Raw genomic sequence first — 24,817 nt, 5'->3', positions numbered from 1 at the left:
TCACAACTTTGCCGGACAGGCAAACTGCGACAGCTCAGCCAGTCGGAAAGGATTCTGCACGCTGGCCGACGTCACCTCGTACTGCACCTTCTTGCCGTTCACATCAAAGCTGACGATAAAGCGCTCGGGCTGCGCCGAAGGCGTGATCTGCGCGCGATCCAGGGCCCGGAACAGTGCCCAACTGCCTTCAAAGCTCAGGCCGCCAAGCTCCGCACCACCGGGGCCGGTGAACTGCAGTCGGACCTGATGGCCGCCGCGTGGGCCGGGCCAGTTCACCGTAACCGGTACCTGCGGACCATGGTTGTAGCGGATCAATTGCCCATCTACATCCAGAATGGCCTGGATCACGGTGGCATCGAGCTCCACCGGTTTGAAATCCAGGCGTAAGGTGGGTGTGCGGGCGCCGTTCTGGAAGAACACGTCACGGATGGTCGCGGCACGCTGGAACTGGATCAGCGCAGCCGAACCACCACCCATATTGCCCTCCCCTACCTGGCGGAAGACCCAGGGTCGACGGCTGGTATCCACGTACTGAGCGAGATTGCGCTGGAAGAAGTCGTCCAGCACGCCACCGCTGGCAAACAGGCGGCCGAAATCCTCCTGCCGGACTTCGGCAGTGGCACTGCGGCTGAAGGGGTAGCGCCCCACCACCGCACGGCTGCAGAACTCACCAACGGACGAGCCCAGGTTGGCGGAGAGGTTCTGCCGGGTCACGCCCAGCGCCTGCGTCACGCCGGTCGAGGACATCGAATCAAGCACGCCATGCAGCGGTTCCGGCATACGCGCAGCCTCTGCTTTCAGGCGTGTGGGCAGGTCACTCGGCGGCGCGGTCACGCCACCTTGAACAGCCGTTTCGGCAGCCGTCAGGAAGGTATAGAACTCGTTGAGCAAGCCCATGGAGGCATCGATGGGCGCCGGGCCGTTAGGCGTGGTCGGCTGCACCATGCGGCGCAGGCCCTCAAAGCGGTCATCGACAATGCGCTCGACGCGATAACCCTCGGCCTGTCCTGCCTGGCCATTCCCCTGGCCGATCAATTTGAGCAGGCCGTTCTTCTTCTCCTTGAAGGCGTCGGATGCCTTGTCGGTCGCACCCTTTTCCTTCTCGGCATACTGGGTAAGCGAAGTCTCGCGGACAATACCGCGCAACAACGCCAGCAGCGGCGAATCGGTGGCCGAGAGCACACGGGCGGCCTGCACGCTCTGCGACAGGCTGCCGAACTTGACCAGTTGCACGTCCTTGACGAACTGCTCCCAGGTGTTGGCGTACTCTTCCAGGTAGATACGCAGCACGGCGTCGTGCACCTTGCTCAGCTCAGCGGCCGGCAACGCCTTGCCTTCGGCATCGCCCTGCTGGTTACCCAGCACCCAACGCTCCTCGCTCACCATAACGCGGGCAACCGGCTCCACTTCCTTCATAAAGCCGTGGTAGTAGCCCCGCGCCGTAAACATGGCCGGCACCCCTTTACTCAGCGGCGCACCGCTGGTGCGGGTGAACACCAGCATGGCCGACGGACCAGCCACTTCGGAAATCTTGAACTCCGTTGCGTCGCCGCTGGAACCCATGCGCTTAAGCCGGCCGTAAACACGCTCCGGCAGGCTCTTGCGCAGGAGCAACTCGCGCGCTTCACCAATCAGCTTTTCATCCAGCGCCACCGGGCTGGTGGGGGTGCCGTGTGCCAGCAGTGCGTCCAGGTGGCCTTCCAGCTCCTTGCGTTGCTCGGCGGTCACCTCGCGTGCCAGGTTGGCTTCCCAGTCCACCATCACCCAGGCCTTGAAGGCCTCGGCGTCGAAATGCTTGTTATCGCGCAACATGACATAGGTCTTGAGCGCTTCGTACATCATGTCCGGATCGTTCTGGCTGGCGCGCAGCACGTTTTCCACGCGGTAGACCACGCGCGGCAACAGCGCATCCTGCAGCAGACGCTCGTAGGCGTTGGCGGCAGCAGCATCGAGCTTGTCGCCCTGATACAGGCCAAAGCGCAATGACAGCGGTACGGCATCGCGACGGCTGGTAGCCGTATCCGCCACGTCACGCACCGAGCGCAGCACCGGCACAATATCGGCCAACTTGCCGTCCTGGCCCACGACCAGGCCTTCCACCTCAGTACGTGCGGCCGGAAGCTGCTTTTCCACTTCGCCGATATAGGTCTGGTTACGCACATAGCTCGTACCCCAGGCCGCTAACGCGGCACAGGTGGCGAGCGCCAGCCCCGCATAGCCGCCACCAGTCAGCAAAGCACGACGACGACGCCAACGACGGTTGGTACCGGCGAGATGGGCCTCAGCAAAAATCAGGTCGGACAACAGTCGGGAGATGAAATACCCGCGCCCGGCCACACCATTGTTGGCTACCTGCGGGCGATCCAGCTGCGCCCGGCCGAACTGGCTGAACAGCGGGTCGAGCGGTAGGCCTTCCTGCGTACCACTGGTAAAGTACACACCGCGCAAGGTGGCCGTGGTCTGGTAAGGCGTGGGCGCAAAGACCAGCTTGAGGAATTCCAGCAAGGGCTCACGCAAAAGGCTGAAACGCTGCGGAAAGTGGCATAGCTGAACACGGCGCTGCGCATCACGCTCACGCTCCATACGTTCAACCAGACGACCTTGCAGGCGATCGCTGAGCTGATCGAACTCAGCGCCGGCATTGGGGAAGGTATTGCCATCCTGCCCGGCCAGCGGGAAGGTCATGCCCCAGACCTGAGCACGCTCTTCCGCGCTCATGTCTTCAAAGTACTCGTTGAAACCAGCCAGCAGATCGAGCTTGGTGATCATCAGGTAGATCGGGAATTCGATCTGCAGCCCTTCACGCAGTTCGTTGATACGGCTTCGCAATGCCGCAGCCTGCAGCTCCATCTCGAAGCCGGTGCTTTGCAACAGGTCAGCCGCGCTGATGGTAAGCATCACGCCATTGATGGGTTGGCGCGGGCGGTGCTTGACCAGCAGGCGCAGAAAGCTGCCCCACTCCTTGCTGTCCGCCAGCTTGTCACTGGCCTGGGTGCTGTAGCGGCCGGCGGTATCGAGCAATACGGCCTTGTCGGTAAACAACCAGCTGCAGTTACGGGTACCACCCACGCCACGCACACCTTCGCTTGGCAGATGGTCTGCCAGAGGAAAGCGCAGGCCGGAATTCAACAGTGCCGTCGTCTTGCCGGTCCCCGGCGCACCCACGATGATGTACCAGGGTAGCTGATAGAGGTGGGCCTCGTTATCGACCTTGCCCAGCCACTTGCGCCAGCCGGTCTGGCCGGTCTCCTTGCTGCGGGCCTGCCGCAGCACCTGCAAGGCTTCGCTGAAACGCTCTTGAAGAACGCGGTTCTCGGCACTGCTGCCGTCGCTCTCCTTCTTGGCCTGGGCCACCAGGCCGTTTTCCAGCGCACGGCTGGCGCGGCGCTGGCGCCACCAGACGATGCCGCGATAGATGACATACAGCAGTACCACGCTCAGGATCAAGCCCAGGCGCGCCCACACCGGCGCCATGGGGCGCCAGTCGGCGATGGCTACCAGCGGGCCGACGAACCAGACGACGCCAGCGAAGCAGAGAAAGCCCAGGGCGATGAGGGTCCAGCGGTTGAACAGGAAATTGAAAAGTCGTTTCATGGTTTCGCTTACGCCGGCTTATTTGCTGACAAACAACGTGATTTCGACGCGGCGGTTGCGAGCTCGGTCGGCGGGGGTGTCGTTACTGGCGACCGGTTCGCTGTCGGAGCGGCCATCCACCAGCAGGCGGTTGGCCGGCAGGGTCTGGGCGAGGAGGTCGCGGACGGCCTCGGCGCGGGCGCGGGAGAGGTGCCAGTTGGAGGGGTAGCGCATCGAGCGCAGTGGCTGGTTGTCGGTGTGGCCGCTGACCAGCACCTGGCCGTTGACGTTCTTGAGTTCAGTTCCGATGCGGGCCAGTACCGGCAGGTAGGTGGCGGTAACGTCGGCACTGCCTGATTCGAACAGGCCGTCGCCACGGATGGTGATGACAGAGCGGTTTTCCTGGTCGGCTACGGACACCAGGCCTTCGGCGATCTCCTTCTTCAAGAGGCCGGCCAGGCGTGGCGTGGCCGCCGGCTTGTCCAAGAGATTGGCGGGCACGCGGGCGCGCAGACTCTGAATACCGCCGAATACCGGGTCGGAATCGCGATTCAGGGCCAGGGACAGCAGCATGAATACCACTGTCAGCACCAAGGCGGCGATGGAGGCGGACACCCACAGCGGCATGGTGAAGCCCTTGGCCTTGACCACGGCCTGGTCGCCCTGCCAATGCGCCGCCAGCTCACGCTCGGCCGCCGGCCGTTGCCGGCGCAGCATCTCCACCAGGCGCCGACGTAGCAGGTCGAGCTGGGCCGCGCCGTCATCCAGTACGCGGTAACGACCTTCAAAGCCCATGCACAAGCAGATGTACATCAGCTCCAGCAGGTCACGGTTGGCAGCCGGGTTCTCTCCCAGCTTGGAGAGCAGCTGGTAGAACTTCTCGCCGCCCCAGGTCTCGTTGTGGAACATCACCAGCAGGCTGTGCTTGGCCCATACGCCCGAGCCGCCCCAGGGAGTGGAAGCAGCAACTTCGTCGAGCAAGGTGCACAGCACATACCGGCCAGCGATCACATGCTCGTGGCGTACACCGGCAGTACGCGCGGTCTCTTCGAAGGTACGCACCCGCTCCGCCAGGTACTCGCGCAATGCAGCCGGGTTGGGATGGTTGCTGCTTGCACGCAGCTGACCGGAGAGATAGAGCAGCGGGTTGGCCGCCGCCACCAGCGGATTGAGGCCGGTGGCGACTGGCTCGCCCCCTGGTTCGTCATCCAGGTCGCCCACAAACCCGGTCGATGCCGTGTCTGGCGCGGGCTGCGGGGTATAGCCACCGGGGGTGGGCTTCAGCAGATTGAAATCGGCTTCCATAGCTAGCTCTGTCCGTTCTTGGAACCTGTCCGGTTCGATGTCTTGCAAGTGATGCCCCGCGCAAAGGCGGCGGCAAAGCCCTGGCGTTCAGACAGGGCGGGGCTCAGCGGCGTATCGCCCACAAGGCGAGCTCAAGGCCGGGGAAATCGCCTGCCAGGTGCAGGGCGATACCGCCGGAGCGCTCAAGCTGCCCCCAGAGCTCGTGACCACGGTCCAGCTCGAAGTAATGGTGGCCGGCGTGGTAAGGCACCTGGCGCGGCGCGACCGGCAGGGACTGCAGGCCGATGCCGGGCAGCTGCAGATTCACAAGGTCGCGGATCTTGTCGATCGGACCGATCTTGATCTGGCTGGGCAGGCGCTGGCGCAGCGCCTCGGCTGGCATCTGGCCATGGGCGGCCAGCACGAAGCTGGCATCACGGAACAAGGACACATCCGGCGTGACCGCTACGCGGACGCCGTACTTGCGGTCCTGCAACTCAATCGCCACGGCGCTCTGATCGATCACCATCGACAGTGCACGGCGCAGCTCGGTCATCAGCGCGCCCACGCACAAGTCCATCTGGTCAGGATCGTAGTGCGGCACCTCGGGCGCCAGTCGATCCTCGTTGGCAAACAGCGCCAGATCGCCCACCATCTGCAGGCCGAGCTGGAAAAAGTGCCAGGGGTGCTGGCCAGGTGTTGCAACCTGCTGGGCCAGCAAAGGGGTGTAGCGGTTCAGGGTCTGCAAGAGCAGGTATTCGGCCACCTCGGCAACGCTGCCACGGCCGGGCTGGGCAATACGCGCCGCCAGGGCCGATGCGCGCTGACGTACCAGGCCCAGCAGCTCACGCGGGTAAGCTTCGAGCGTAGCGTGGGCGCGACCGGACAAGGCGGGCGGCAAAAATTGATCGTCGAGCAGCACTTCGCCACTCGGCGTGCACTCCTTGACCCGCGCAACCGCCACACCGGTAAAATTACCATTCAGGTCCCGAGCCATCATCAGGCGGGCATTCAAGCGCCCCAGCAGCATCTCGGCCGCGCGACCAGGAGCGGTGATATCGTCCACCTGCGCAGCCTGAGCCACGTAGCGCGCCATGCTGGCCGCAGCCGGGTCCAACTGGTGGCTGGCGTGCCCGTCGCTGCCCAGCGGCAGCGCCAGATAGACCGCCTCGTCGCGTGCATCAGCCGGCACATCCAAGGCCCCAGGCATGGCATCGTCCCCACCGCAGTCGAAGGGCGTACCGTCGCGGAAACGGCCAGCGGCACGCTCCAGCGCAACCTTGCCCATAGCGAGCGAGGCGGTATCGATACGCAGCTGGCGCACGCCCCAATACCAGCCATCCATGGTGCTTGCTGCCACCAGGCGGTCGATCTGCCGTTCCTGCTGCTGAAAGTGTTGGGGCTGCAAAAAGAGCCCCTCGCTCCAGATGACGCGATTCTGTCTCACTGTGGAATATCCCTGGAAATCGTTATGGGTGAGGCGTGATCAAGGCAGGCGCTTGATGCGCTTGGAAATGGCCTGCTGGGCCTTGTCCTTGACGTTCTGCTTGGCGTCTTCTTCAGCGTTCTGGATCACTTCATCACGCTTCTCGGCCAGCTTGGCCTGCAGTTTTTCCGACCAGTCCTGAAGCTCGCGTTCACTACCGGCGGCACGCACCGTCAGCTTGTTGTCCGTGAGCTCCACGCTCAGCGGCACCTTCTTGTCACCCTTGCTGATATCCAGCGTACCGCGCCACTGGGAATGCTCCAGGTCGCGGAAGGCTGCCACAAAGGCCAGGTAGCGTGTATCGGGGCCGATAGGCCGCTCGATGCGCTGCTTGCTGCCGGGGGTCAGCACGATCTCCTCGACCGTCACGTAGTCGCTGCCCAGCGCTTCGGTCGGCCGGTCGTACAGGGAGAAGAAGTCGCTGGTCTGGAAGGACGCAAGGGACTTGAGATGGAAGACCTTGAGGACCACGGGGGAGGCGCGACCAGTACTGTCCGGGTTGACCTTGGGGGCGGCATACAACAGCCCATCCATGGACTCTGGCTTGCTGCTGGCGCAGCCTGTTGCCAATAGCAAAAGACAAGCCGACACGACGTAGCCCAGGCAACGTGGTACGGAGATATTCATCGGTTTTTCCTCACTCTGGTTCCCACCTCGTCCGGGCGGTTCGCATGGGTAATACGGGGTACGGCAAAGACTAAAAAACAGTTCGAAAAATGCAGCACCATGGGCTACATTCGGACGCACATATATGACAAGAAGATTACCACCCGATGCGCGCCAAACCCGTCGAGCGAGAAAAATGACACAAACATAGGCAGCGGGTCAATCTAGTAAGTTTATTAGTGAATAACGATGATTTGATTGTGAGGATTGCCAATTGTGTGTTCGAAAAAATTCCAATAGCATCCGAACCCAAACAAAACTACAAACCTATAAAATTTGGGAGAGGAAAGCATGTCCCACCTGGATATTGACCAGCTTTTGACGCCGGTCGATACGACCCAACCATGTGGCCAGAACCTCGAATACAGCGCGGAGTTCCTCGCGCTCGAGAGCCTGACCCAAGGCACGCCTGAGCAGCAATTCGGCGATACCGTCATCGCCGCTGTCGCCCCCGACTGGACCAGTATCGCCGGCCAGAGCCTTGCCATGCTCGCGCACAGCAAGGACTTGCGGCTGGCCGTGCTGCTGACCCGCGCGACCACGCATACCCATGGCCTACCAGGCCTTGCCAGCGGCCTGGAGCTCCTGGCAGGTCTGCTCGCCCAATACTGGCCCGCCTTGCACCCGGAGCTGGAAGACGGCGATGCCACCATGCGCATCAACGCCCTCTCCGCCCTCACCAGCCCGGAAGCCCTGCTCGCCGACCTGCGACAGGCCCCCTACCTGGAAGTTCGTGGCCTGCCCTCCTGCCGTATCCGCGAGGCGGAGATCATCCTCTCCGGTCGCGCCAGTCAGGAAGGCCTGGAGCTGACCGAGGCTGACCTGCAACGACTGATCGGCGCCGCCAGCGAACAAACTACCGAGCTCTCAAGCCAGCTTGAACGCGCAAAGCGTGCAGGCCGTGCCATCAGCGAGCTGCTGGATGAGCAAACACCCTACCACGGGCTGGACTTCGCCGCGCTGCAACGCCTGCTTGCCCTGCTGCAGCACCCACTGGGTGGCAATGGCGGCAGTGAGTTGGCGACCGTGGCAGACACGCCGCAAGACGATGCCGCGCCACGCAGTACCAGCAGCGAAGCCGGTGCCTGGCCAACCAGCGTACGCAGCCGCCAGGAGGCAGCCCGCTTGATTGAGCTGGCCTGCCAATACTTCGAAACCCATGAACCAGGCCACCCTGCCCCCCTGTTGCTACGCCGCGGGCAGCGGCTGATGACCATGGATTTCCTCGAAATCATCCGCGAGCTGGCCCCCGACGGCATGGGCCAGATCGAGATGGTGACCGGTTTGAACCGCTAAAGCGCCCATTTAAGGGCCACGATGTAACTATTCACACACCCCACTTGCATTAAGGATTTCCCATGGCCAGTCGCGATAGCGGACAAAAGTTCATTGCTCGCAACCGAGCACCGCGTGTTCAGATCGAATACGACGTGGAGTTGTATGGCGCCGAGAAGAAGGTGCAGCTTCCCTTCGTCATGGGCGTCCTGTCCGATCTTTCCGGCAAGTCGGAAGTCGACCAGGGTGCGATCTCGGAACGCAAGTTCCTGGAGATCGACGTCGACAACTTCGACTCCCGCATGAAGTCGATTCGCCCCCGTGCCGTGTTCAACGTGCCCAACGCCCTGACCGGCGAAGGTAACCTGGCCATTGATGTCAGCTTCGAGAGCATGGACGACTTCTCGCCGGCCGCTATTGCCCGCCAGATCGAACCGCTGCGCAAGTTGCTGGAAGCCCGTCAGCAACTGGCCAACCTGCTGACCTATATGGACGGCAAGAACGGTGCGGAATCGCTCATTGGCAAGCTGCTGCAAGACCCGGCCCTGATGGCCGCGCTCTCGGCCAAGCCCAAGACCGAGGCAGACGACACTGCCGCCGTGACCGAATAAGCCAGTCCCCAAGGAAGCCAACATGACCACTGACTTGCAAGATTTCGGTTCGCAGACCCTGGCTACTGGCCATAGCGAACAGAGCGACTTCTACCAACTGCTGCAAAAGGAATTCCGTCCCAAGTCGGACGAAGCCCGCAATGCCGTTGAACAGGCTGTCCACACCCTGGCCCAGCAGGTGCTGGCCGGTACCAAGCTGATTGGTGACGATGCGTTCAAGTCCATTGAAGCCATCATTGGTGAACTGGACCGTAAACTGTCCGAGCAGTTGAACCTCATCATCCACCACGAAGACTTCCAGGCGCTGGAATCTTCCTGGCGCGGCCTGCAGTACCTGGTGAACAACACCGAGACCGACGAGATGCTGAAGATCAAGGTCTTCAACGTTTCCAAGCAGGACCTGCACCGTTCGCTGCGGCGCTTCAAGGGCACCAACTGGGACCAGAGCCCCTTCTTCAAGCGTGTGTACGAAGAAGAGTACGGCCAGTTCGGTGGTGAGCCTTTTGGCTGCATGGTGGGTGACTACTACTTCGACCACAGCCCGGTGGACGTGGAACTGCTGCGCGAGATTGCCCGCACCGCAGCTGCCTCCCACTGCCCGTTCATTACCGGCGCCGGTCCTTCGGTCATGCAGATGGAATCGTGGCAGGAACTGGCCAACCCGCGTGACCTGACCAAGATCTTCCAGACCCCGGAATATGCTGCCTGGCGCTCGCTGCGTGAATCGGAAGACGCCCGTTACGTTGGCTTGGCTATGCCGCGCTTCCTGGCCCGCCTGCCCTACGGCGTGAACAGCAACCCGGTCGATGAATTCGATTTTGAAGAAGACACCGCCGGTGCCGCGCATGAGCGCTTTGGCTGGGCCAACTCGGCTTACGCCATGGCCGTGAACATCAACCGCTCCTTCAAGGAATACGGCTGGTGTACCCGCATTCGTGGCGTGGAATCTGGCGGTGCGGTCGAGAACCTGCCCAGCCACACCTTCCCGACCGATGATGGCGGCGTGGACCTCAAGTGCCCGACCGAGATTGCGATCTCCGACCGCCGCGAGGCCGAGCTGGCCAAGAATGGCTTCATGCCGCTCTTGCACCGCAAGAACTCTGACCTGGCTGCCTTTATCGGCGCGCAATCGCTGCAGAAGCCGGCCGAGTACATGGACGCAGACGCCAGCGCCAATGCGCAACTGGCTGCCCGCCTGCCCTATTTGTTCGCCGTTTGCCGCTTTGCCCACTACCTCAAGTGCATCGTGCGCGACAAGATCGGCTCCTTCGCCAGCCGCGACGAAATGCAGCGCTGGCTGAACGAGTGGATCCTCCATTACGTCGATGGGGATCCGGCCAACTCGTCCGAATCGGTCAAGGCTGAGAAGCCGCTGGCCGCGGCCGAAGTACACCTGGAAGAAATTGAAGGCAACCCTGGCTACTACGCAGCCAAGTTCTTCCTGCGCCCGCACTACCAGCTCGAAGGCCTGACCGTATCGCTGCGTCTGGTCTCCAAGCTGCCTTCGGCCAAGGAAGGTGGCGGCTAAAGCCCCCCGGCGGCACGGCCAGTAAGGCGTGCCGCACCGCTGAGCCATCCGGCGCAGGGCACCCCCTGCCCGGACTGGCTATAGTCGCAACCCCAGCCCTTTGCCTTTTGAAGTGTCTTTTGCACCCTTCGATTATGACAATATCATTAAACTCTATTAAAGCTGGATATAACTTTATCTGGCGGACCACGTTAGCGGCCTTGTGCCTCTCGGCAATGGCATCCCCAGTTAACGAATTCAGCCAATTGCCTATCAACCCGGCGGGCGATTCGGGCCGCTATGTTGGCAGCGGCAAGCAGGTGGAGATCCAATTCACGCTCGCCCCGGACGCCAGCAGCACGGATATCTTCCCGGAACCGCCCCTGGTCATCACGCAGCGGCGTGATGGCAGCCAGTGCAGCATCGACGGCGGCATTTGGGTACGCAAGGCGGTCTATCTGGACGCCAGCGAGCAGCGGCTGCTGGTGCAGGAATACAGCGGCTCTAACGACGCGCTCCTGGTCTACCGCACCAGCGACTGCAAGCTGCTTAAGACCGTGGATGTCAGTAATCGCCGCTGGCAAGTGGCCGGTGAGAAGGTACTGATCGGGAAACGGTGTACCGGCGACGGTATTGCGAGCTGTAAATCCACCAAGCAAGTCTCCCTGGCTACAAGCCGCCAGGCCTTGCCCTCCAACGACCCAACAAAGAACAAGTGAACCATAGTCATGGCTGATCAATGCATCGTCGACGTTTGCCGTACCGCCTGGGACGGCTCCTTTACGGACCACGTACTCAATAAGAACAACTGCTCCGGCTTTGTCAAAGCGGTTGCTGCCGCCCTGAATATACCGATACCGAACGCCCAGGCGGATGGCATTGCCGACCACCTGAGCCGCAACTGGACCCAACTGAACAGCGGTGCAGAAGCCGCGCTGAAGGCGGGCCAGGGCTATCTCGTCATTGCCTGCCTCAAGGGCAGCGAGCACAACCCTGTTCGTGCCAACGGGCACGTTGCCATTGTCGTCACCGGTGGCCTTTACCGAGGTAAATACCCCCGCTGCTGGGGCGGCAGCCTTGGCAGCGCCCAAAGCAACGGTTCGCTCAGCACTGGCGAAGTCTGGAATAGCCGTGACCGCGACAATGTTCGCTACTACGCCTACAGCATTGCTGTTTGCAGCGCAGCTTAAGGGAAGGTAAGGGCATGGTGGTTGCCGGCCGTCTCCGCTCGCGCACCGCAGCCGGCTTGCTCGGCCTTGCTGGTATGGGCGTGGTGCAGGCCGCCGATTTTGTGCCGCAGTGCCCGGCCAGCATCTCTACCACGGTCAGCGCAAAGGGGGCAGAGGCCCCCTGGCAGGCCGTGGCAGACGCGGCGGCCCGCTCCACCCTGGCTGGCGTACGCGTGTATTCCGGCCCACCGGCTGAGATGGCCAACCTGGTACCGGATTCGGTGAAGCGGGTAAAGCGTCTGGAAACCGCCACCTGGCAACTACCCAAGGAATCAGGCCGCGCCTACTGGCTGGCTTGCAGTTACCACAACACCGCCTTGCTGTTGGCGCAGCCGGTGCCGGCAACGGCACGTAGCTGCACCTTGCAAAGCGGGACACTGCCCAGTGGGCAGGTACTGAAGGTGCTGGGTGTGAGCTGCCAGTAAGGCAGCACGCCCCGGCAGCACGATGCAGCACATCGCATGAATTTCACGCCCTCGCCATCGGAGCAAAGGTGGTGGGAGATAACTTGCGCCCAGGGCGCATTTCATTAGTAAGGAGAAAATGTAGATGGCAATTGATATGTTCCTGAAAATCGACGGTATCGATGGCGAGTCGGCTGACGACAAGCACGCCAACGAGATCGAGCTGCTCTCGTTCAACTGGGGCATGTCGCAAGCCTCCAGCATGCACGCAGGCTCCGGTGGCGGCCAAGGCAAGGTCAGCGTTGACGACCTGTCCTTTGTCCACTTCCTGGACAAGGCCAGCCCGATCCTGATCCAGGCCTGTATGTCCGGCAAGCACATCCCCAAGGCTGTGCTGACCGCTCGCAAGGCTGGTGAGAAGCCCCTCGACTACCTGAAGATCACCATGACCGACGTGCTGGTCACCACCATCGCTCCGAGCGGCAGCAACGGCGGCGGCGAAGGCGTGATGGAATCGGTTGGTCTAGCTTTCTCCAAGGTCAAGGTCGAGTACCAGCCGCAAGGTGCCGATGGCAGCGCCAAGGGTGGCGCCGTGGTGTCCGAGTGGGACATCAAGGCCAACAAGAAGGTGTAATCAACGGCCGTGGCACCGTCACACAATGTCGGCGCCACGGCGGTTGAAGACCTTTGCCTAACCGGCAGATGGCGGCTAACCCCGCCATCCCGCCGAACCTGCCGTAGCCAGTTACCGCGAATGGAAGCACCATGAACGCCCCCACGCAAATCGAAACACTGCTCAAGCAAGGCCTGCCGCGCGAGGCGTTGTCCGCCTTGCAAAACGAGATCCGCAACTCGCCTGCGGCCACCGCGCCTCGCATCGTGCTGTTTCAACTGCTGGCGCTCCTGGAAGACTGGCCTCGCGCCCAAACCCAACTGGATACCCTGGACAAACTGTCTCAGGAGCACTCGACCTTTTCGCAGGTCTATCGGCGCGTTGTCGCCGAAGAACAAAGCCGTATCGCGGTACTGGCGGGCCAGCAGGCCCCCATCGTGATCGGCACCCCCAGCCCCTGGATCGCCAAGCTGATTGAAGCCTTGCGCCTCACCGGTGAACAGCAGCACGCTGCCGCAGAAGCCCTGCGCGAACAGGCGCTGGAAGAAGCGCCTGCTATCAGCGGCCAGATCGACAACCTGCCCTTTGCCTGGCTGTCGGACGCCGACAGCCGTCTGGGCCCGGTGCTGGAAGTGATCCTCAACGGCCAGTACCGCTGGGTTCCGCTCGATACCCTGGCCGGCATTGAGATCAGCGCCCCCAACAGCCTGGCCGATACCGTCTGGGCCCGCGCAACCCTGCATATGCATGACGGCCAGCAAACGCCAGTCTTGATCCCGGTGCGCTACCCTGGCTCCGCCAGTGCCGATGCCCAGCTGACCATGGCCCGCGCCACCGAGTGGCAGCAGGTGCACGAGCAAACCTGGCTAGGCCTGGGCCAGCGCGAATTCGCCAGCGACCAGGGCGAGCATGCGCTTCTGAATATCCGCACCATCCGCTTTGACAAGGTAGCCGCTTGATATGGCAGGCCAGCGCGACCCCATGCCGCTGGGCATGGAAATCAAACCGGTACCGCAGAACCTCGGTGGCGTGCAGCAGCGCATCAAGCCTGCACCGGCCGGGCCCATAGGCATGAAGGCCGCCAAGCCCGCCGCCAAGGCAGCGGCGCCCACCCGCCTGGACGACGCCGCCCGCTTGAACGAGATCCGCCAGTTGGTCAAAGCCAACAACCGCTCCACCCTGCCGGACAATATGGTGGTGTGCCAGATTTACAAGGAATCCGGCTTCGACAAGAACGCCGGCGTGGGCAAGCATGGCGCACTGGGCCTGATGCAGGTGCAGCGCAATGCCATCAAACAGGTCTACAAATATCGGCTGCAAAAAGAGCTAGGCCATATGCCCAGCGACAGCATGACTAAGACTGCCTTTGCCGAGGGCGACAAGATGTACGAATCGGGCCAGCTGACCGACGAAGCCACCAATATCCAGCTGGGTACCGAATACATGCAGTACTGGCTGGATAAATCACCCAACCAGCGCGCTGCCTACGTCAGCTACCGCGGTGACGGTGGCAAGGAAGACTATTACGAGCGCATCAAGGCCTGCGCCGACAAACTGGACCGGAGCCCAGACAATGTACAAATCCTCTATTCGCTCCATGGCCACTAAGACCGCTTACGCCCTGCTCTTGCTGCCGTTGCTGGCCAGCTTGGCCCACGCGGCCCCCAAGGCGGGCGTGCCTTGCTCCCTGGGCAAGCTGCATGTAGCGCAACTGCTGACCGATGACGACACGGTTGATGCCAACCAGCGCTACCAGCTGGTGCTCGATGGCAAGGTCAGCCCGGCCTTTGCCGAGCAATCCTTCGCCGACGACACCCTGACCGAGGTAAAGACCGCACAGTGCCAGTACCGCAGCCAGGTCTTTGCGGTGGACTTCGGCTCGCCCTACTACAAGGGCTTTGCCATCCGCTACAACGCACGCGCCAAGGCCATGGAACGGATCGACTTCGCCGAGAAGGCCCTGCCGGCCTACCTCGTCAACGCGGCCGACAACTTTACGGTTGTCATGCCCAACGAGGAAGCCGGGGTCACCAGTAAGTACATTGCCTACAGCTACAACGGCCAGGCGCCGGCGCAGAGCGAGAAGCAGTACCTCGACGCGCTACCCCCGCATGCCAAGGCACTACGCTAGCTCGCCATGAAGCAGACCACACGCTCCGCGCGCGCCCTGCGCCACAGCCTGCTTGCCCTCACCCTGGCCCAGCCCGTGCTCGCCACCGGCCTGACCCTGGGTATGGACTTTGGCGTGGCACGGCGCAGCGTGATCAAGCAGGGCTGGCGGCCAACGCCCATGCATGCCGGGGATGGTTACGTCTATTCCGCCCAGGAGCGCGCCATCTTGCACCGTGGCATGCGCGAGCTGGATAGCTGCGCCATGGACCGCCCTTACTGCGTGTTCTACTACCAACGCCATGGCGAATGCCTGGCGCTGACCACCAACGGCGAACAGCCCAGCTCACTGGTACTGGCGAGTTGGCGCAATGAATGCCCTGACGAAGCCCCCTTGCCGGGTGCCAGGCAGGCCAGCGAAACAGCAAGACGAGCCAGCGCCCGTGGTTAGCCAGAACAGCGCATTTGGCCTGGGCCCCATGCCCACCCAAGTGCGTTTTTCTGGCTACCTACCGGTACACGACACGCCAGGTTGGCGTGCCGATCAACACCAAGAACAAGCAGGGGTTTACCCATGTTCGACCAACGCAATGTCCGCCTCACCACCCCACTCGGTCCCGAGGCTTTGGCGTTTCGGCGCCTTGATGGTTACGAAACACTTGGCCATGTAGGCCAGTACACCCTGGTTGCCCTCTCGCGCCGGGCTGACCTGCCGCTGGACAAACTGGTGGGCCAGGCCATCACCATCACGGCCGATGTCTCGATGATGGCCAAGCGCCATCTCAACCTCTATGTCTGCGAGATGTCGCTCAAGGGCAAGGAGGGTGAGTACTACGTCTACGAGGCGATCTTGCGCCCCTGGCTGTGGTTCCTGACCCGTACCGTCGACAGCCGCATCTTCCAGTCGCAAAGCACGCCGGACATCATCAAGGCCGTCTTTGCCGACCACCCCATCGCGAGCTTCGAATCCCGCCTGACCCGCGCCTACCCGCCGCGCGAATACTGCGTGCAGTACCGGGAATCGGACTACAACTTCATTGCCCGGCTGTGCGAGCAGGAAGGTATCTACTTCTGGTTCCAGCACAAGGACGGCCAGCACACCCTGGTTCTGGGCGACGCCCTCTCTGCCCATGCCCCTGTCCCAGGCTACGAACGCATCCCCTTTGAACAGGGTGGTGGCGATGGCGGCATGACGTCTGACCGGGAGCACCTGGAACACTGGAACTTCACCAAGACGGTGCAGCCGGTGGACTACGTGCTGACCGACTACGACTTCCAAAAGCCCAAGGCCGACCTCTCCGTGCGCTCCCGCGTGGCACGGGAGCACGGCGAGGCCCGCCACGAGGTGTTTGACTACCCTGGTGAATACGTGGACCCGGCCGTGGGCGAGCACTATGTGCGCGTGCACCTGGACGCCATGCAGGCCAAGCAGGAAACGGTACGTGGCGAAGGTAATGTGCGCGGCCTGCCGGTGGGCAGCCTGTTCACCTTGTTCGACCACCCGCGCGGCGACCAGAACCGTGAGTACATGGTCACCCTGGCCCACCTCACCTGGTCGGAAGCCTCCTACCAATCTGGCAGCGGTGAGTTCATCTCGCTCTGCCAGTTGGAAGCTCTGCCCAGCGCCCTGCCCTTCCGCCCTTCCCGCGTTACCCCGCGCCCCTTTGTTCAGGGCCCGCAAACCGCGGTGGTGGTCGGCCCCAAGGGCGAGGAAATCTATTGCGATGACTACGGCCGGGTGAAGGTGCAGTTCCACTGGGACCGCCGCGGCGAACGTGACCAGCTCAGCTCCTGCTGGGTGCGCTCTTCCCAACCCTGGGCCGGCCAGAACTTCGGCGCCATGGCGGTGCCGCGTATTGGCCAGGAAGTGGTCGTCTCCTTCCTCGAGGGGGACCCGGACCAGCCGCTGATTACCGGCCGCGTTTACAACGCGAGCCAGATGCCGCCGTGGGAGCTGCCGGCCAACAAGACTCAGAGCGGCATGCTGAGCCGGTCTACCCCGGAAGGCCAGTACGACCACGCCAACGCCCTGCGCTTTGAAGACAAGAAGGGCGAGGAGGAGCTCTGGCTGCACGCCGAGAAGAACCAGCGCATCGAAGTCGAAAACGACGAAAGCCACTGGGTAGGCCACGACCGCAGCAAGACCGTGGACAACGACGAGACCGTGCACATCAAGCACAACCGCACGGAAACGGTGGACAACGACGAAACCATCACCATCCACAACAACCGCACCGAGCGGGTGGACCACGACGAGAAGATCAGTATTGGCGACAACCGTACTGAGGATGTGGGTAAGAACGAAACCATCGACATTGGCGACAACCGCAAGGTCACCGTCGGCAATAACGAGAACATCAATATCGGTAACAACAAGACCGATGACATCAGCAGCAACTGGTCCATCTCTGTTGGCAGCGCCAAGACCGAGACGGTCACCCTGGCCTCTGTCGAGAGCGTGGGCCTGGCCAAGATGACCAATGTGGGGGCCGCCTACAGCCTGAACGTGGGTGCTTTCATGAACACTGTCGTTGCAGCTTGGCAAAAGGAGCAGGTTGGTGAGAGCAAGACGATCAACGTAGGGAAATCCTATGTGCTGGAGGCGGGAGACTCGATCACGCTCAAGACCGGCAAGAGCACCCTGGTCATGAAAAGCGATGGCAGCGTCACCATTAATGGCCACGACATCAGTATTGGTGCCAGCGGTGAACAGGCGCTCAAGGCCGATGGCAATATCACGCTCAAGGCGAAGAAGATATTGGAGAACTGATTGTGCAGAACTCCAGCACTACGACAGATAACCACGACTTACGAGCCGAGCATGAGCCGGTACTCGATTCGCTCTTGACCCGCCCGTTAACCAATACCCCCCCAAGTAAAGTGGAGGGTATCGTGGTGGGCACCTTAACCAGTTGTACTGATGATGGCCAGGCCGTGGTCGACATCGCCGACTTTGGATTGCTGCAACTGTCGGCGCGTAGCGTAATTAGCTTGGAAGCCAGCCGCGTAGGTGCGGCAGTCGCACTCGGCTTTGAGCAAGGGGATCCACTACGGCCCATCATTCTGGGCTTCATGCAATCGTCCCCTGCTTCGGTAACGGTGCAGCAAGATGGCGCTCCGGAAAGAAAACTTGTGCTGGAAGCGACGCGAGAATTGGAACTGCGCTGCGGCGAGACATCGCTCACCCTTACGTCCGATGGCCGTATTCAATTGCGCGGTCGTTACATCACTAGCCACGCTTCTGCCACCCAGCGGATTCTGGGTGGCTCGGTGCAGATCAACTAGGGACCCGTATGGAAATTGTTGTTGGTTCCAAGCACCTTGCGACACAGGTATTCACAGCATTGGACAACGCTGGGCGAGAGCATTTGGTCATCGTCGCAAAAGCGACGTGGCAGATTCCTGCCGCCGGGCAGCGCCCCCGCCCATTGGAGCCGGTGGCGATTGCGGCAAGCGATATCTACCTCGGTGAACCTGGCGACTCCCCCATGCTGTATGGGGCAGACACGGTCCGATTCAAGCCCAGCTGTGATGTGCTGTTCAACGCAAACGCCTATGCGCCGGCAGGCTCGCCACAGCGGGTTTGGATGGTGGGCTTTCGGATCGGCAACCTGCAAAAAACGTTACGCGTATACGGGCCACGACATTGGATAAAGCGCCTGGGGGCTCATGAGTTGAGTGAGGCTGTGGCAGCCGAATCGGTACCATTGCACCACGGCATGGCCTTTGGGGGCAGCAGGCTCTGGGAAAGAACACACAACGGCAAGTCAGAGCACCTCACAGAAGCACTATTGAGCAACCCCTGCGGCAAAGGCTGGGCAGGGCCCAACACGCTTGAGCAAATAGATGGCATGCCAGCACCGCAGCTCGAGTCCCCCAATGACGCGATCAGCAAACCAAACGGCAAACACCAGCCGCATGCGCTATCGGCCGTTGGCCGGCATTGGCTGCCCAGGAGCCAATACGCAGGCACCTACGACGAAAACTGGCAGCGAGAGGTTTTCCCATTTTTGCCGGAAGACTTCGACGACCGATTCAACCAATGTGCGCCCGTCGATCAACAGATAGCCTACCCGACGGGTGGGGAAGAAGTCGTTCTGCTCAACTTGAGTAAGACCAGCCCAGATATTCGGTTCCGGTTGCCCAATCTGGGTCAGCCGGTAGTACGAGTATTACGGGACGACTACCAAGTTGAGATGCCTGCCTGCGTGGTGGATACACTCTACTTCGAACCGGACCTTGGCCAATTTTCGGCAGTCTGGCGCACGAGCACCCCCGTCAAGCGGCGTATACAGGAGTTCAAAACCATCGCCATTGGAACGGTCAATACCGAATGGTGGCGCGCCCAGCAACTTGGTCTGAATGGTGGTTGTGTTGGCTGCGGCAGACCCTCCGAAGCAGCTTATGACGACGAAGAGGAGGATGCCTAATGCAAAAACGCCAACTGACCGTTGAGGCCGCAGGGGTTTGCTGCTCCGTCGGTTATAACCTCGCCGCCGCCACATGTGCATTGCGTGCGGGCATGGATCACTTCCAAGAAAGCGAATTCGTAACGCAGGAGGGGGCTCCGGTTAGAGTCGCCCGTCTACCCGACCACGAACATTGGGGGGCGAAACGTATTGCAAACTGGATAAAGCTGGCTGTTGACGACTGCCTGGGCCAGATGCCTGATCTAGATACACAAACCATACCCATGATTGTGATTTGCCCAACGCAGGACCGGCCACTGGTAAGCGACGACTGGTACCAGGACACCTATCGCTTTGCCGAAGCGGCAATAGGTAGACGTTTCGAAGCGCGCTCAGCCATCTTGCCGGGTGGCAGAGCTGGCTTTGCGCAAGCCTTGCAATTGGCCGCAAACTGGCTGCAGGAGGCTGCGGTAGAGCGTGTATTGATTGTTGGTGCTGACTGCTACCTCGACAGCGCCAGCATTAGCCACTACCTGGATGAAGGCAGACTGCTCGTTCCAGGCAATCGGGACGGTTTTTTGCCAGGGGAAGCAGCGGCCGCAGTCCTGCTTACCAAGCAAGCCTTGCCCGGTCGTCTTCGCGTCGAAGGCGTAGGTACTGCGACTGAAGCTGGCCGCCCTGACGGCAGCGCGCCAAGCCGTGCTATTGGTTTGAGCCAAGCCATTCGAGGTGCGTGTGAACAGGCGGGTATGCAGCCCAACGCGCTTCAATTCCGAATGAGCGACCAGAACGGGGAAGCTTTCTTTGCTCGCGAAGCAGCCAACGCTTTTACCCGCGTCCTCTGGAGGAGCGAGGGGCAACCTACGGTTCTTACCACAGCCGATTGCGTAGGTGAGATTGGTGCCGCTACCGGCCCATTGATGCTTGCCTATCTAAGCACGGTAATGCAACGCAGCGACGGCCCGGGCACGCTCGGGTTAATACACCTTGCGAACGACGATGGGCTACGCGGCGCCATTGCAGTGCGCTGCCAATAGATACTAGCGAGAACGTCCATGGAAACATATGTCTACGCGAATGATGATGAAATCTGCTCCAAGGCGGCCGACGGAAAGTCTGTTGGCGGCCCGGACCCTTGCTGGAGCCCCCCTGCACCCGCCGCGGGCCCAGTTGTGGTGCCTTACGTGAATACCGCCTTTGCCAAAGACCTAGCAAATGGCTCCGGAACCGTCTTTATCTGCGGAACACCGCTGGCTCTGCGCGATCGCTCGTTTCTTGCCAACAGTACTGGTAATGAACCCGCCACCCAGGCCTTTCAAAAAGGTGTGTCCAGCGGCGTTATCAAAGGGAAAGCCTACTTCATAGACTGGTCGCCGGATGTAAAAGTGGAAGGCCTGAATGTGTGCCGACACACCGATCCTATGACTCATAACCACGGCTAAGAATAATGGCAGCCAACACCCCCACCACCTATTATGTAGATGGCACTGCCGCTACCAGTCCTTGTCATCAGGATTACGCAAAGATCAAAGAGAAATGCGGAAGAGAAGAGCCAGCCAACCCCAAGCAAAAGAAGTTTCGCCCATCTATACGCCAATTGCTGGGTAAGAAATACAAGGACAAAGGTTACGGCACTACTTTGTCAAAAGGGGGTACGGATAATGGCTCCTGGATGGCAGACCATTGCGAATTTCTATGGATAAAACCGGGGCCAGAGTCTCATCAGAAGTTCATTGAGAAGCTCAATGAAATGAAGGGTGACCTAGCAGAAGCCGTTGACGGAAAATTGAAGCAACTTGTCAATGAGGCCAAGGAGCGCATTAAGGAAAAAGCGATAGCGGAAGCCAAGGAAAAGGCTGTCAAAGCTGCTGCAAAGGCAGGAGGGCGTTGGGTCATAGGTGCAGCGGGGGTAGCCGCTGGTGGCGTCGGGGGCATTGTCACAGAAGGTATTGCGACAGTCTGGAACCTGTGTGATATGGCGGCCACGGGTTACCAAGTCGCCACCAGTGGCTACGATGCTTACAAAGACCTTTCTAAACTGGGCGATGTGCTTGATGAATACAAGGACATCGGCAAGGAGTTGGAACGGTTGGGGCAGCAAGCAAAAGATGACCCACAAAAGGCTGTTGCCGATTTTATGGGGGCTGCCGCCCGTATTAACCCATGCACCCGTGCAAAACGGTGTGCCTTGGTACCTTATAAAGATGTAGAGAAATTAGGCGGACAAGGGTGTTGCCCCGGGCAGACCGGGCATCATGTCATGCCTGGAGAGATGATGGGATGGAGTGAGAACCAAGACAAATACGTGGTCTCCCCTCCCCCTTGCCCAGGCTATGAACATAAGGAAGCGCCCACGATATGTGTAGAAGGTGGTACTAATACGCACGGTACACATGGCCAGGTCCATGATGTGCTTGAAAAAACAATGGATCTATATACAAAACGGAAGCAGACAGATTCGATATCTTATGCATCCGCAAGAGAAATGGCGATTACCAGCGTACAGACCACATTCCCGGAATCAGGGTGTGACAGAAAATGTCTTAGGGCACAGCTAGACAGCTACTACGACAAATTATGCAAGGGTAACGTAAAGGCAGCTAGCGGTTCGAATTCGGGTGGTAAAAACACTCAAGCACCAAGGAGATAACATGTACCCGGTAGATATTCTAACATCCACATCCTATAAAGAATATTTCTTAGGGTATGAATTAGTTGATTGCACAGTGCGCGACAAGAACATTGTCAATTTTGTTCTAAAACAATCATATAACACCGAAAAATCTGCGCCTGCCGATTATGAGCGCGAAACCAGGGTGATCATACTATTCTTAGATGATCCAGATAATCCATTTGGTTACCAGGAATTATCTGGCTGGTCTCGGATGATAGCTGGCTCAAGTAGTCATCCTAAAAATCAATTCATTGGTGTAGACAGCAAGGGTGAGGTTTATGTGCTGGGGTCTGGTGAAGATGAGCTTGAGTCAAAAATACCCGGCGGCGGTGGAAAGGGTCCCTCTCGTGGCGCCGTTACTCGTCTAAAGCAAGTCGACGGCTGGCTATATGGCTGTGACAACGATCGCAGTCTATTCAAGCGTGAAGCGAAGAATCAGTGGGTCAACGTCGGCGGATATCCAAAGGCATCAACCGACAAAGAGGCGCTTGAGGGCAAAAATGGCTTTGAGGACTTCGATATGTTCTCAGAGACCGATATCTACGCCGCTGGCGGCAAAGGCGACGTATGGCACTACGCTGGTACGAGCTGGAAGCAGATTGCCTTCCCCTCGAATATGTATTTGCACACTGTCTGCTGTGGCCAAGATGGTTACGTCTATATCGGTGCGCAAAGTGGCCATGTGTTTCGTGGCCGGGACGGCAAATGGGAGCACATTCATAAGGATGAGCTTTCCCTGCCCTTCAAGGACATGGTCTGGTTTGGTGACCGGGTCTACGCCACCAGCGACTACGGCCTGTGGGAGATCAAGGACGGAAAGGTGGCAGGCAGTGATGCGCCAATCGAGATCACCAACTGTGCGGGCAACCTTGCGATCGCAGACGGCGTGATGTTGCTGGCTGGCCACTATGGCGCTGCGCTGCACGACGGCAAACAGTGGACCCGGTTGTTCAGCCTGGCCGACCTCTCCGTTCAGAAGTAAGTTGCTTTATTCGCCTTTGAGATGGCAGCTGGTCTGGCAGTAGCCCAAACGTGCAATGCATACTTTGGTCTCCAGCCAGCCGCGCCTACTAGACAGCTTTACCATCCATGCACATTACCCCACTCGTCAATCGCCATGCCCAGGATGCCGCCTTCTACTGGGCGCAATATGGTGCTGCTCGCCATTCACCCTTGATTGGCCCAGATCGCTTGGCTCACTTCAACCGCCTCCTGGATGCCCATCTCGATGGATTGCTGGTGGCGGGCGAAGTAGGTTGGGATGCGGCCTTCCAGCAGTTGGAACGGTGGCAAGGGCCAGGGGAGGCTTTTGTTTGCGCGTGGCTGGCTCTCCGCGATATGGATAGCGCCAAGATCCGACTTATATGGCCAGTGATAGCGGCCCAGCCACAACGCGTACTGCGTGGCGTGATCGCCGCCTTGGTACGTATTGACGCTCAGTCTGCTGCATTGTGCATACAGCGCTGGATGCAAATTGATGGCTTTGCCCCTTTACAGGTAGCAGCGCTACGTGCAGCTTTTCTGCGCGACGGTGACAAAGTGGATGATCTTGAAGATTTTTGTCGCAAAGGTCTCCAATCGCCCGATCCATATGTACAGGCAGCTGCCTGTCGCTTGGCGAGCCGTGTTGAAGCGGGTGATATCAGGCAGGCACTGCAGGAGAGACGGAAGCATCCCGACACCAATATCAGTGCAGAGGCCGCTATCAGCTTGCTGAAAACAGACGACCAGAGCGCCTGGTCTTTTCTCGCAGACGCCATCACGGCCGAGGCTGCTGAGTTGAATGGTTTGTCAGGTTGGGAGCGCGATCAAGCGATCCACAAACTGACGCGCTGGGTGCAGCATGCCGGCATCCATGCCGCGGAAAATGAACAGGCCATGCCATTGCTTCGGGATGTACTGCCAGCCCGTGCTGCGATTAATTTGGCTATGTATCACGGCCATATCGATTCTCTCGCATGGTTGAAGCGCTGTATTGCAGAAGGCAAGGCTCCCCGTTATGCCGGTTGGGCGTGGGAAAGCATCACGGGCCTTGATCTTGAAGCAAATCAATTCTGCGCGCCGCAGGTGTACACGGAAGCAGATGTTCTAACAGTACTTGATGACGACGATGATGCTGGCCTGCGCCTACCTATCGCAGCCCGCCTACCTGATGCATCTACGCTGAACCTCCCCCAGGGGCCGCTGCTTTTCGGACTGAACTGCAATGCGGGGCGGCTTCTTGAAATCCGTAACAAAGCGCCCGGTGCACTCGCCCGTTTGGCAGAACTGCGTTTAGAGGCAATGAAATGAGCTTGGCCTCCCAACAAGAAGCAACTTCAAGCAAGCGAGTGCTGGATCCCTGGTCAGATGCCGCACTCATAGCCAAACAACTGTCGCAGCCCAATAGCCAGTTCATCGCTATACTGGGTGCTGAATCCTGGTGTAGCAAGTGTAGAGATTGGCGCCCGGTATTTGATGCAGCAGTCCAAAACGCCGCGCCCAACCAGACTTGGCTCTGGTTTGATCTTGAAGATCATGCCGAATTTATCGGCTCGCATATACCAGAAGACCTACCCATGCTGCTGATCTACCAGCAAGATAGGCTTGTCGTGCATGCGCCCTTCCCTGCAGTGGCCAGTACGTTCCCTGAGGCAGTCGAGGAGGCAAGGCAAAAGGCGTCCAAACCAGATATCGGATTGCGTGAAAGACTGCTAAAGGTTGATTGGGCAGAATAGGCCTCTCGGATTAGAATCTTCAAGACAATTAGATCCCAGGCCATGTCGCAAATACCTAGAGTTAGGTTTAAATACTGTTTGGTTAGCTACACTTGGGCTCCAAGTCTCCAAGAACCCTCTGACCTGCCCCCATCTTTAGTACGAACCACTTTTAGAGTCCGTTGTTAAATCCCGCTCCCGTTTGCAAGCCTCTGCGAACTGTGTCGGGGTCAGGTAACCCAGCGAACTATGTGGTCGCTCGGTGTTGTATTCGACGCGCC

General features: G+C 60.0%; 25 protein-coding genes. 20 read left to right on the top strand and 5 right to left on the bottom strand.

The window, feature by feature from the left end; all coding sequences use genetic code 11:
* The 4 genes from tssM to tssJ all read right to left on the bottom strand — a co-directional run bounded on the left by tssM (nt 1) and on the right by tssJ (nt 6,970).
* A complete protein-coding gene (tssM, locus tag VIM95_RS04025; protein WP_331983270.1) occupies nt 1-3,594 on the bottom strand; it encodes a type VI secretion system membrane subunit TssM in 3,594 nt (1,197 codons plus the stop codon).
* 18 nt (nt 3,595-3,612) lie between these two features.
* Nucleotides 3,613-4,878 (bottom strand): DotU family type VI secretion system protein, encoded by a 1,266-nt coding sequence (locus VIM95_RS04020; protein ID WP_331983268.1) that lies wholly within the window; start codon nt 4,876-4,878, stop codon nt 3,613-3,615.
* Between the two features lie 103 nt (nt 4,879-4,981).
* The gene (tssK, locus tag VIM95_RS04015; RefSeq protein WP_331983266.1) at nt 4,982-6,304 is read right to left on the bottom strand and encodes a type VI secretion system baseplate subunit TssK; all 1,323 of its coding nucleotides are present in this window, start codon (nt 6,302-6,304) and stop codon (nt 4,982-4,984) included.
* A gap of 39 nt (nt 6,305-6,343) precedes the next feature.
* Nucleotides 6,344-6,970, bottom strand: a complete 627-nt coding sequence (gene tssJ / locus VIM95_RS04010) for a type VI secretion system lipoprotein TssJ (protein WP_331983264.1) — start codon at nt 6,968-6,970, stop codon at nt 6,344-6,346.
* A gap of 330 nt (nt 6,971-7,300) precedes the next feature.
* On the opposite strand from tssJ, the gene tssA reads away from it, so the two are divergent.
* From tssA to VIM95_RS03910, 20 genes are all read left to right on the top strand, one after another.
* Nucleotides 7,301-8,305, top strand: coding sequence for a type VI secretion system protein TssA (tssA, locus tag VIM95_RS04005; RefSeq protein WP_331983262.1), 1,005 nt, complete (start codon nt 7,301-7,303; stop codon nt 8,303-8,305).
* Nucleotides 8,306-8,367: 62 nt separating this feature from the next.
* Nucleotides 8,368-8,895, top strand: a complete 528-nt coding sequence (tssB, locus tag VIM95_RS04000; protein WP_331983260.1) for a type VI secretion system contractile sheath small subunit — start codon at nt 8,368-8,370, stop codon at nt 8,893-8,895.
* Between the two features lie 22 nt (nt 8,896-8,917).
* Nucleotides 8,918-10,423, top strand: a complete 1,506-nt coding sequence (gene tssC, locus VIM95_RS03995; RefSeq protein WP_331983257.1) for a type VI secretion system contractile sheath large subunit — start codon at nt 8,918-8,920, stop codon at nt 10,421-10,423.
* Nucleotides 10,424-10,638: 215 nt separating this feature from the next.
* Entirely contained in the window at nt 10,639-11,121 is a 483-nt protein-coding gene (locus VIM95_RS03990) for a hypothetical protein (protein ID WP_331983255.1), read from the top strand.
* A gap of 9 nt (nt 11,122-11,130) precedes the next feature.
* Nucleotides 11,131-11,592, top strand: coding sequence for a hypothetical protein (locus tag VIM95_RS03985; protein ID WP_331983253.1), 462 nt, complete (start codon nt 11,131-11,133; stop codon nt 11,590-11,592).
* Between the two features lie 14 nt (nt 11,593-11,606).
* Nucleotides 11,607-12,056, top strand: coding sequence for an STY0301 family protein (locus VIM95_RS03980; RefSeq protein ID WP_331983251.1), 450 nt, complete (start codon nt 11,607-11,609; stop codon nt 12,054-12,056).
* Nucleotides 12,057-12,180: 124 nt separating this feature from the next.
* Nucleotides 12,181-12,669 carry a type VI secretion system tube protein Hcp gene (locus VIM95_RS03975; protein WP_331983249.1) on the top strand — a complete coding sequence of 163 codons (489 nt, stop codon included), beginning with the start codon at nt 12,181-12,183 and terminating at the stop codon, nt 12,667-12,669.
* 131 nt (nt 12,670-12,800) lie between these two features.
* On the top strand, nt 12,801-13,607 hold the full coding sequence (locus tag VIM95_RS03970; protein ID WP_331983247.1) for a type VI secretion system accessory protein TagJ: 807 nt from the start codon (nt 12,801-12,803) through the stop codon (nt 13,605-13,607).
* A gap of 1 nt (nt 13,608) precedes the next feature.
* Nucleotides 13,609-14,256 (top strand): transglycosylase SLT domain-containing protein, encoded by a 648-nt coding sequence (locus tag VIM95_RS03965; protein WP_331983245.1) that lies wholly within the window; start codon nt 13,609-13,611, stop codon nt 14,254-14,256.
* A complete protein-coding gene (locus VIM95_RS03960) occupies nt 14,246-14,779 on the top strand; it encodes a hypothetical protein (protein WP_331983243.1) in 534 nt (177 codons plus the stop codon). The genes VIM95_RS03965 and VIM95_RS03960 overlap by 11 nt, the downstream gene beginning before the upstream one ends.
* A gap of 6 nt (nt 14,780-14,785) precedes the next feature.
* Nucleotides 14,786-15,208 (top strand): hypothetical protein, encoded by a 423-nt coding sequence (locus VIM95_RS03955; RefSeq protein WP_331983241.1) that lies wholly within the window; start codon nt 14,786-14,788, stop codon nt 15,206-15,208.
* Between the two features lie 123 nt (nt 15,209-15,331).
* Nucleotides 15,332-17,527, top strand: a complete 2,196-nt coding sequence (locus VIM95_RS03950) for a type VI secretion system Vgr family protein (RefSeq protein WP_331983239.1) — start codon at nt 15,332-15,334, stop codon at nt 17,525-17,527.
* Between the two features lie 2 nt (nt 17,528-17,529).
* Nucleotides 17,530-18,042 (top strand): DUF6484 domain-containing protein, encoded by a 513-nt coding sequence (locus tag VIM95_RS03945; protein ID WP_331983237.1) that lies wholly within the window; start codon nt 17,530-17,532, stop codon nt 18,040-18,042.
* 8 nt (nt 18,043-18,050) lie between these two features.
* Nucleotides 18,051-19,187, top strand: a complete 1,137-nt coding sequence (locus VIM95_RS03940) for a DUF2169 domain-containing protein (RefSeq protein WP_331983235.1) — start codon at nt 18,051-18,053, stop codon at nt 19,185-19,187.
* Complete coding sequence (locus tag VIM95_RS03935; protein WP_331983233.1) at nt 19,187-20,203, top strand: hypothetical protein; 1,017 nt, start codon at nt 19,187-19,189, stop codon at nt 20,201-20,203. Before VIM95_RS03940 ends, VIM95_RS03935 begins: the two co-directional genes overlap by 1 nt.
* An 18-nt stretch (nt 20,204-20,221) precedes the next feature.
* On the top strand, nt 20,222-20,608 hold the full coding sequence (locus VIM95_RS03930; RefSeq protein WP_331983231.1) for a DUF4150 domain-containing protein: 387 nt from the start codon (nt 20,222-20,224) through the stop codon (nt 20,606-20,608).
* A gap of 5 nt (nt 20,609-20,613) precedes the next feature.
* A complete protein-coding gene (locus tag VIM95_RS03925; protein WP_331983229.1) occupies nt 20,614-21,816 on the top strand; it encodes an HNH/endonuclease VII fold toxin-2 domain-containing protein in 1,203 nt (400 codons plus the stop codon).
* Between the two features lies 1 nt (nt 21,817).
* The gene (locus tag VIM95_RS03920) at nt 21,818-22,822 is read left to right on the top strand and encodes a hypothetical protein (RefSeq protein ID WP_331983227.1); all 1,005 of its coding nucleotides are present in this window, start codon (nt 21,818-21,820) and stop codon (nt 22,820-22,822) included.
* Nucleotides 22,823-22,929: 107 nt separating this feature from the next.
* On the top strand, nt 22,930-24,132 hold the full coding sequence (locus VIM95_RS03915) for a HEAT repeat domain-containing protein (protein WP_331983225.1): 1,203 nt from the start codon (nt 22,930-22,932) through the stop codon (nt 24,130-24,132).
* Nucleotides 24,133-24,134: 2 nt separating this feature from the next.
* Nucleotides 24,135-24,557, top strand: coding sequence for a hypothetical protein (locus tag VIM95_RS03910; protein WP_331983223.1), 423 nt, complete (start codon nt 24,135-24,137; stop codon nt 24,555-24,557).
* Between the two features lie 135 nt (nt 24,558-24,692).
* Here VIM95_RS03910 and VIM95_RS23345 read toward each other — a convergent pair.
* A partial coding sequence (locus VIM95_RS23345) for an integrase core domain-containing protein (RefSeq protein ID WP_414648469.1) occupies nt 24,693-24,817 on the bottom strand: 125 nt, incomplete at its 5' end.

The organism is Chitinimonas sp., from assembly GCF_036568685.1.
Lineage (GTDB): Bacteria > Pseudomonadota > Gammaproteobacteria > Burkholderiales > Chitinimonadaceae > Chitinimonas.
The sequence above is the reverse complement of the archived record's forward strand: the minus strand, read 5'-3'. Positions and strand labels throughout refer to the sequence as shown.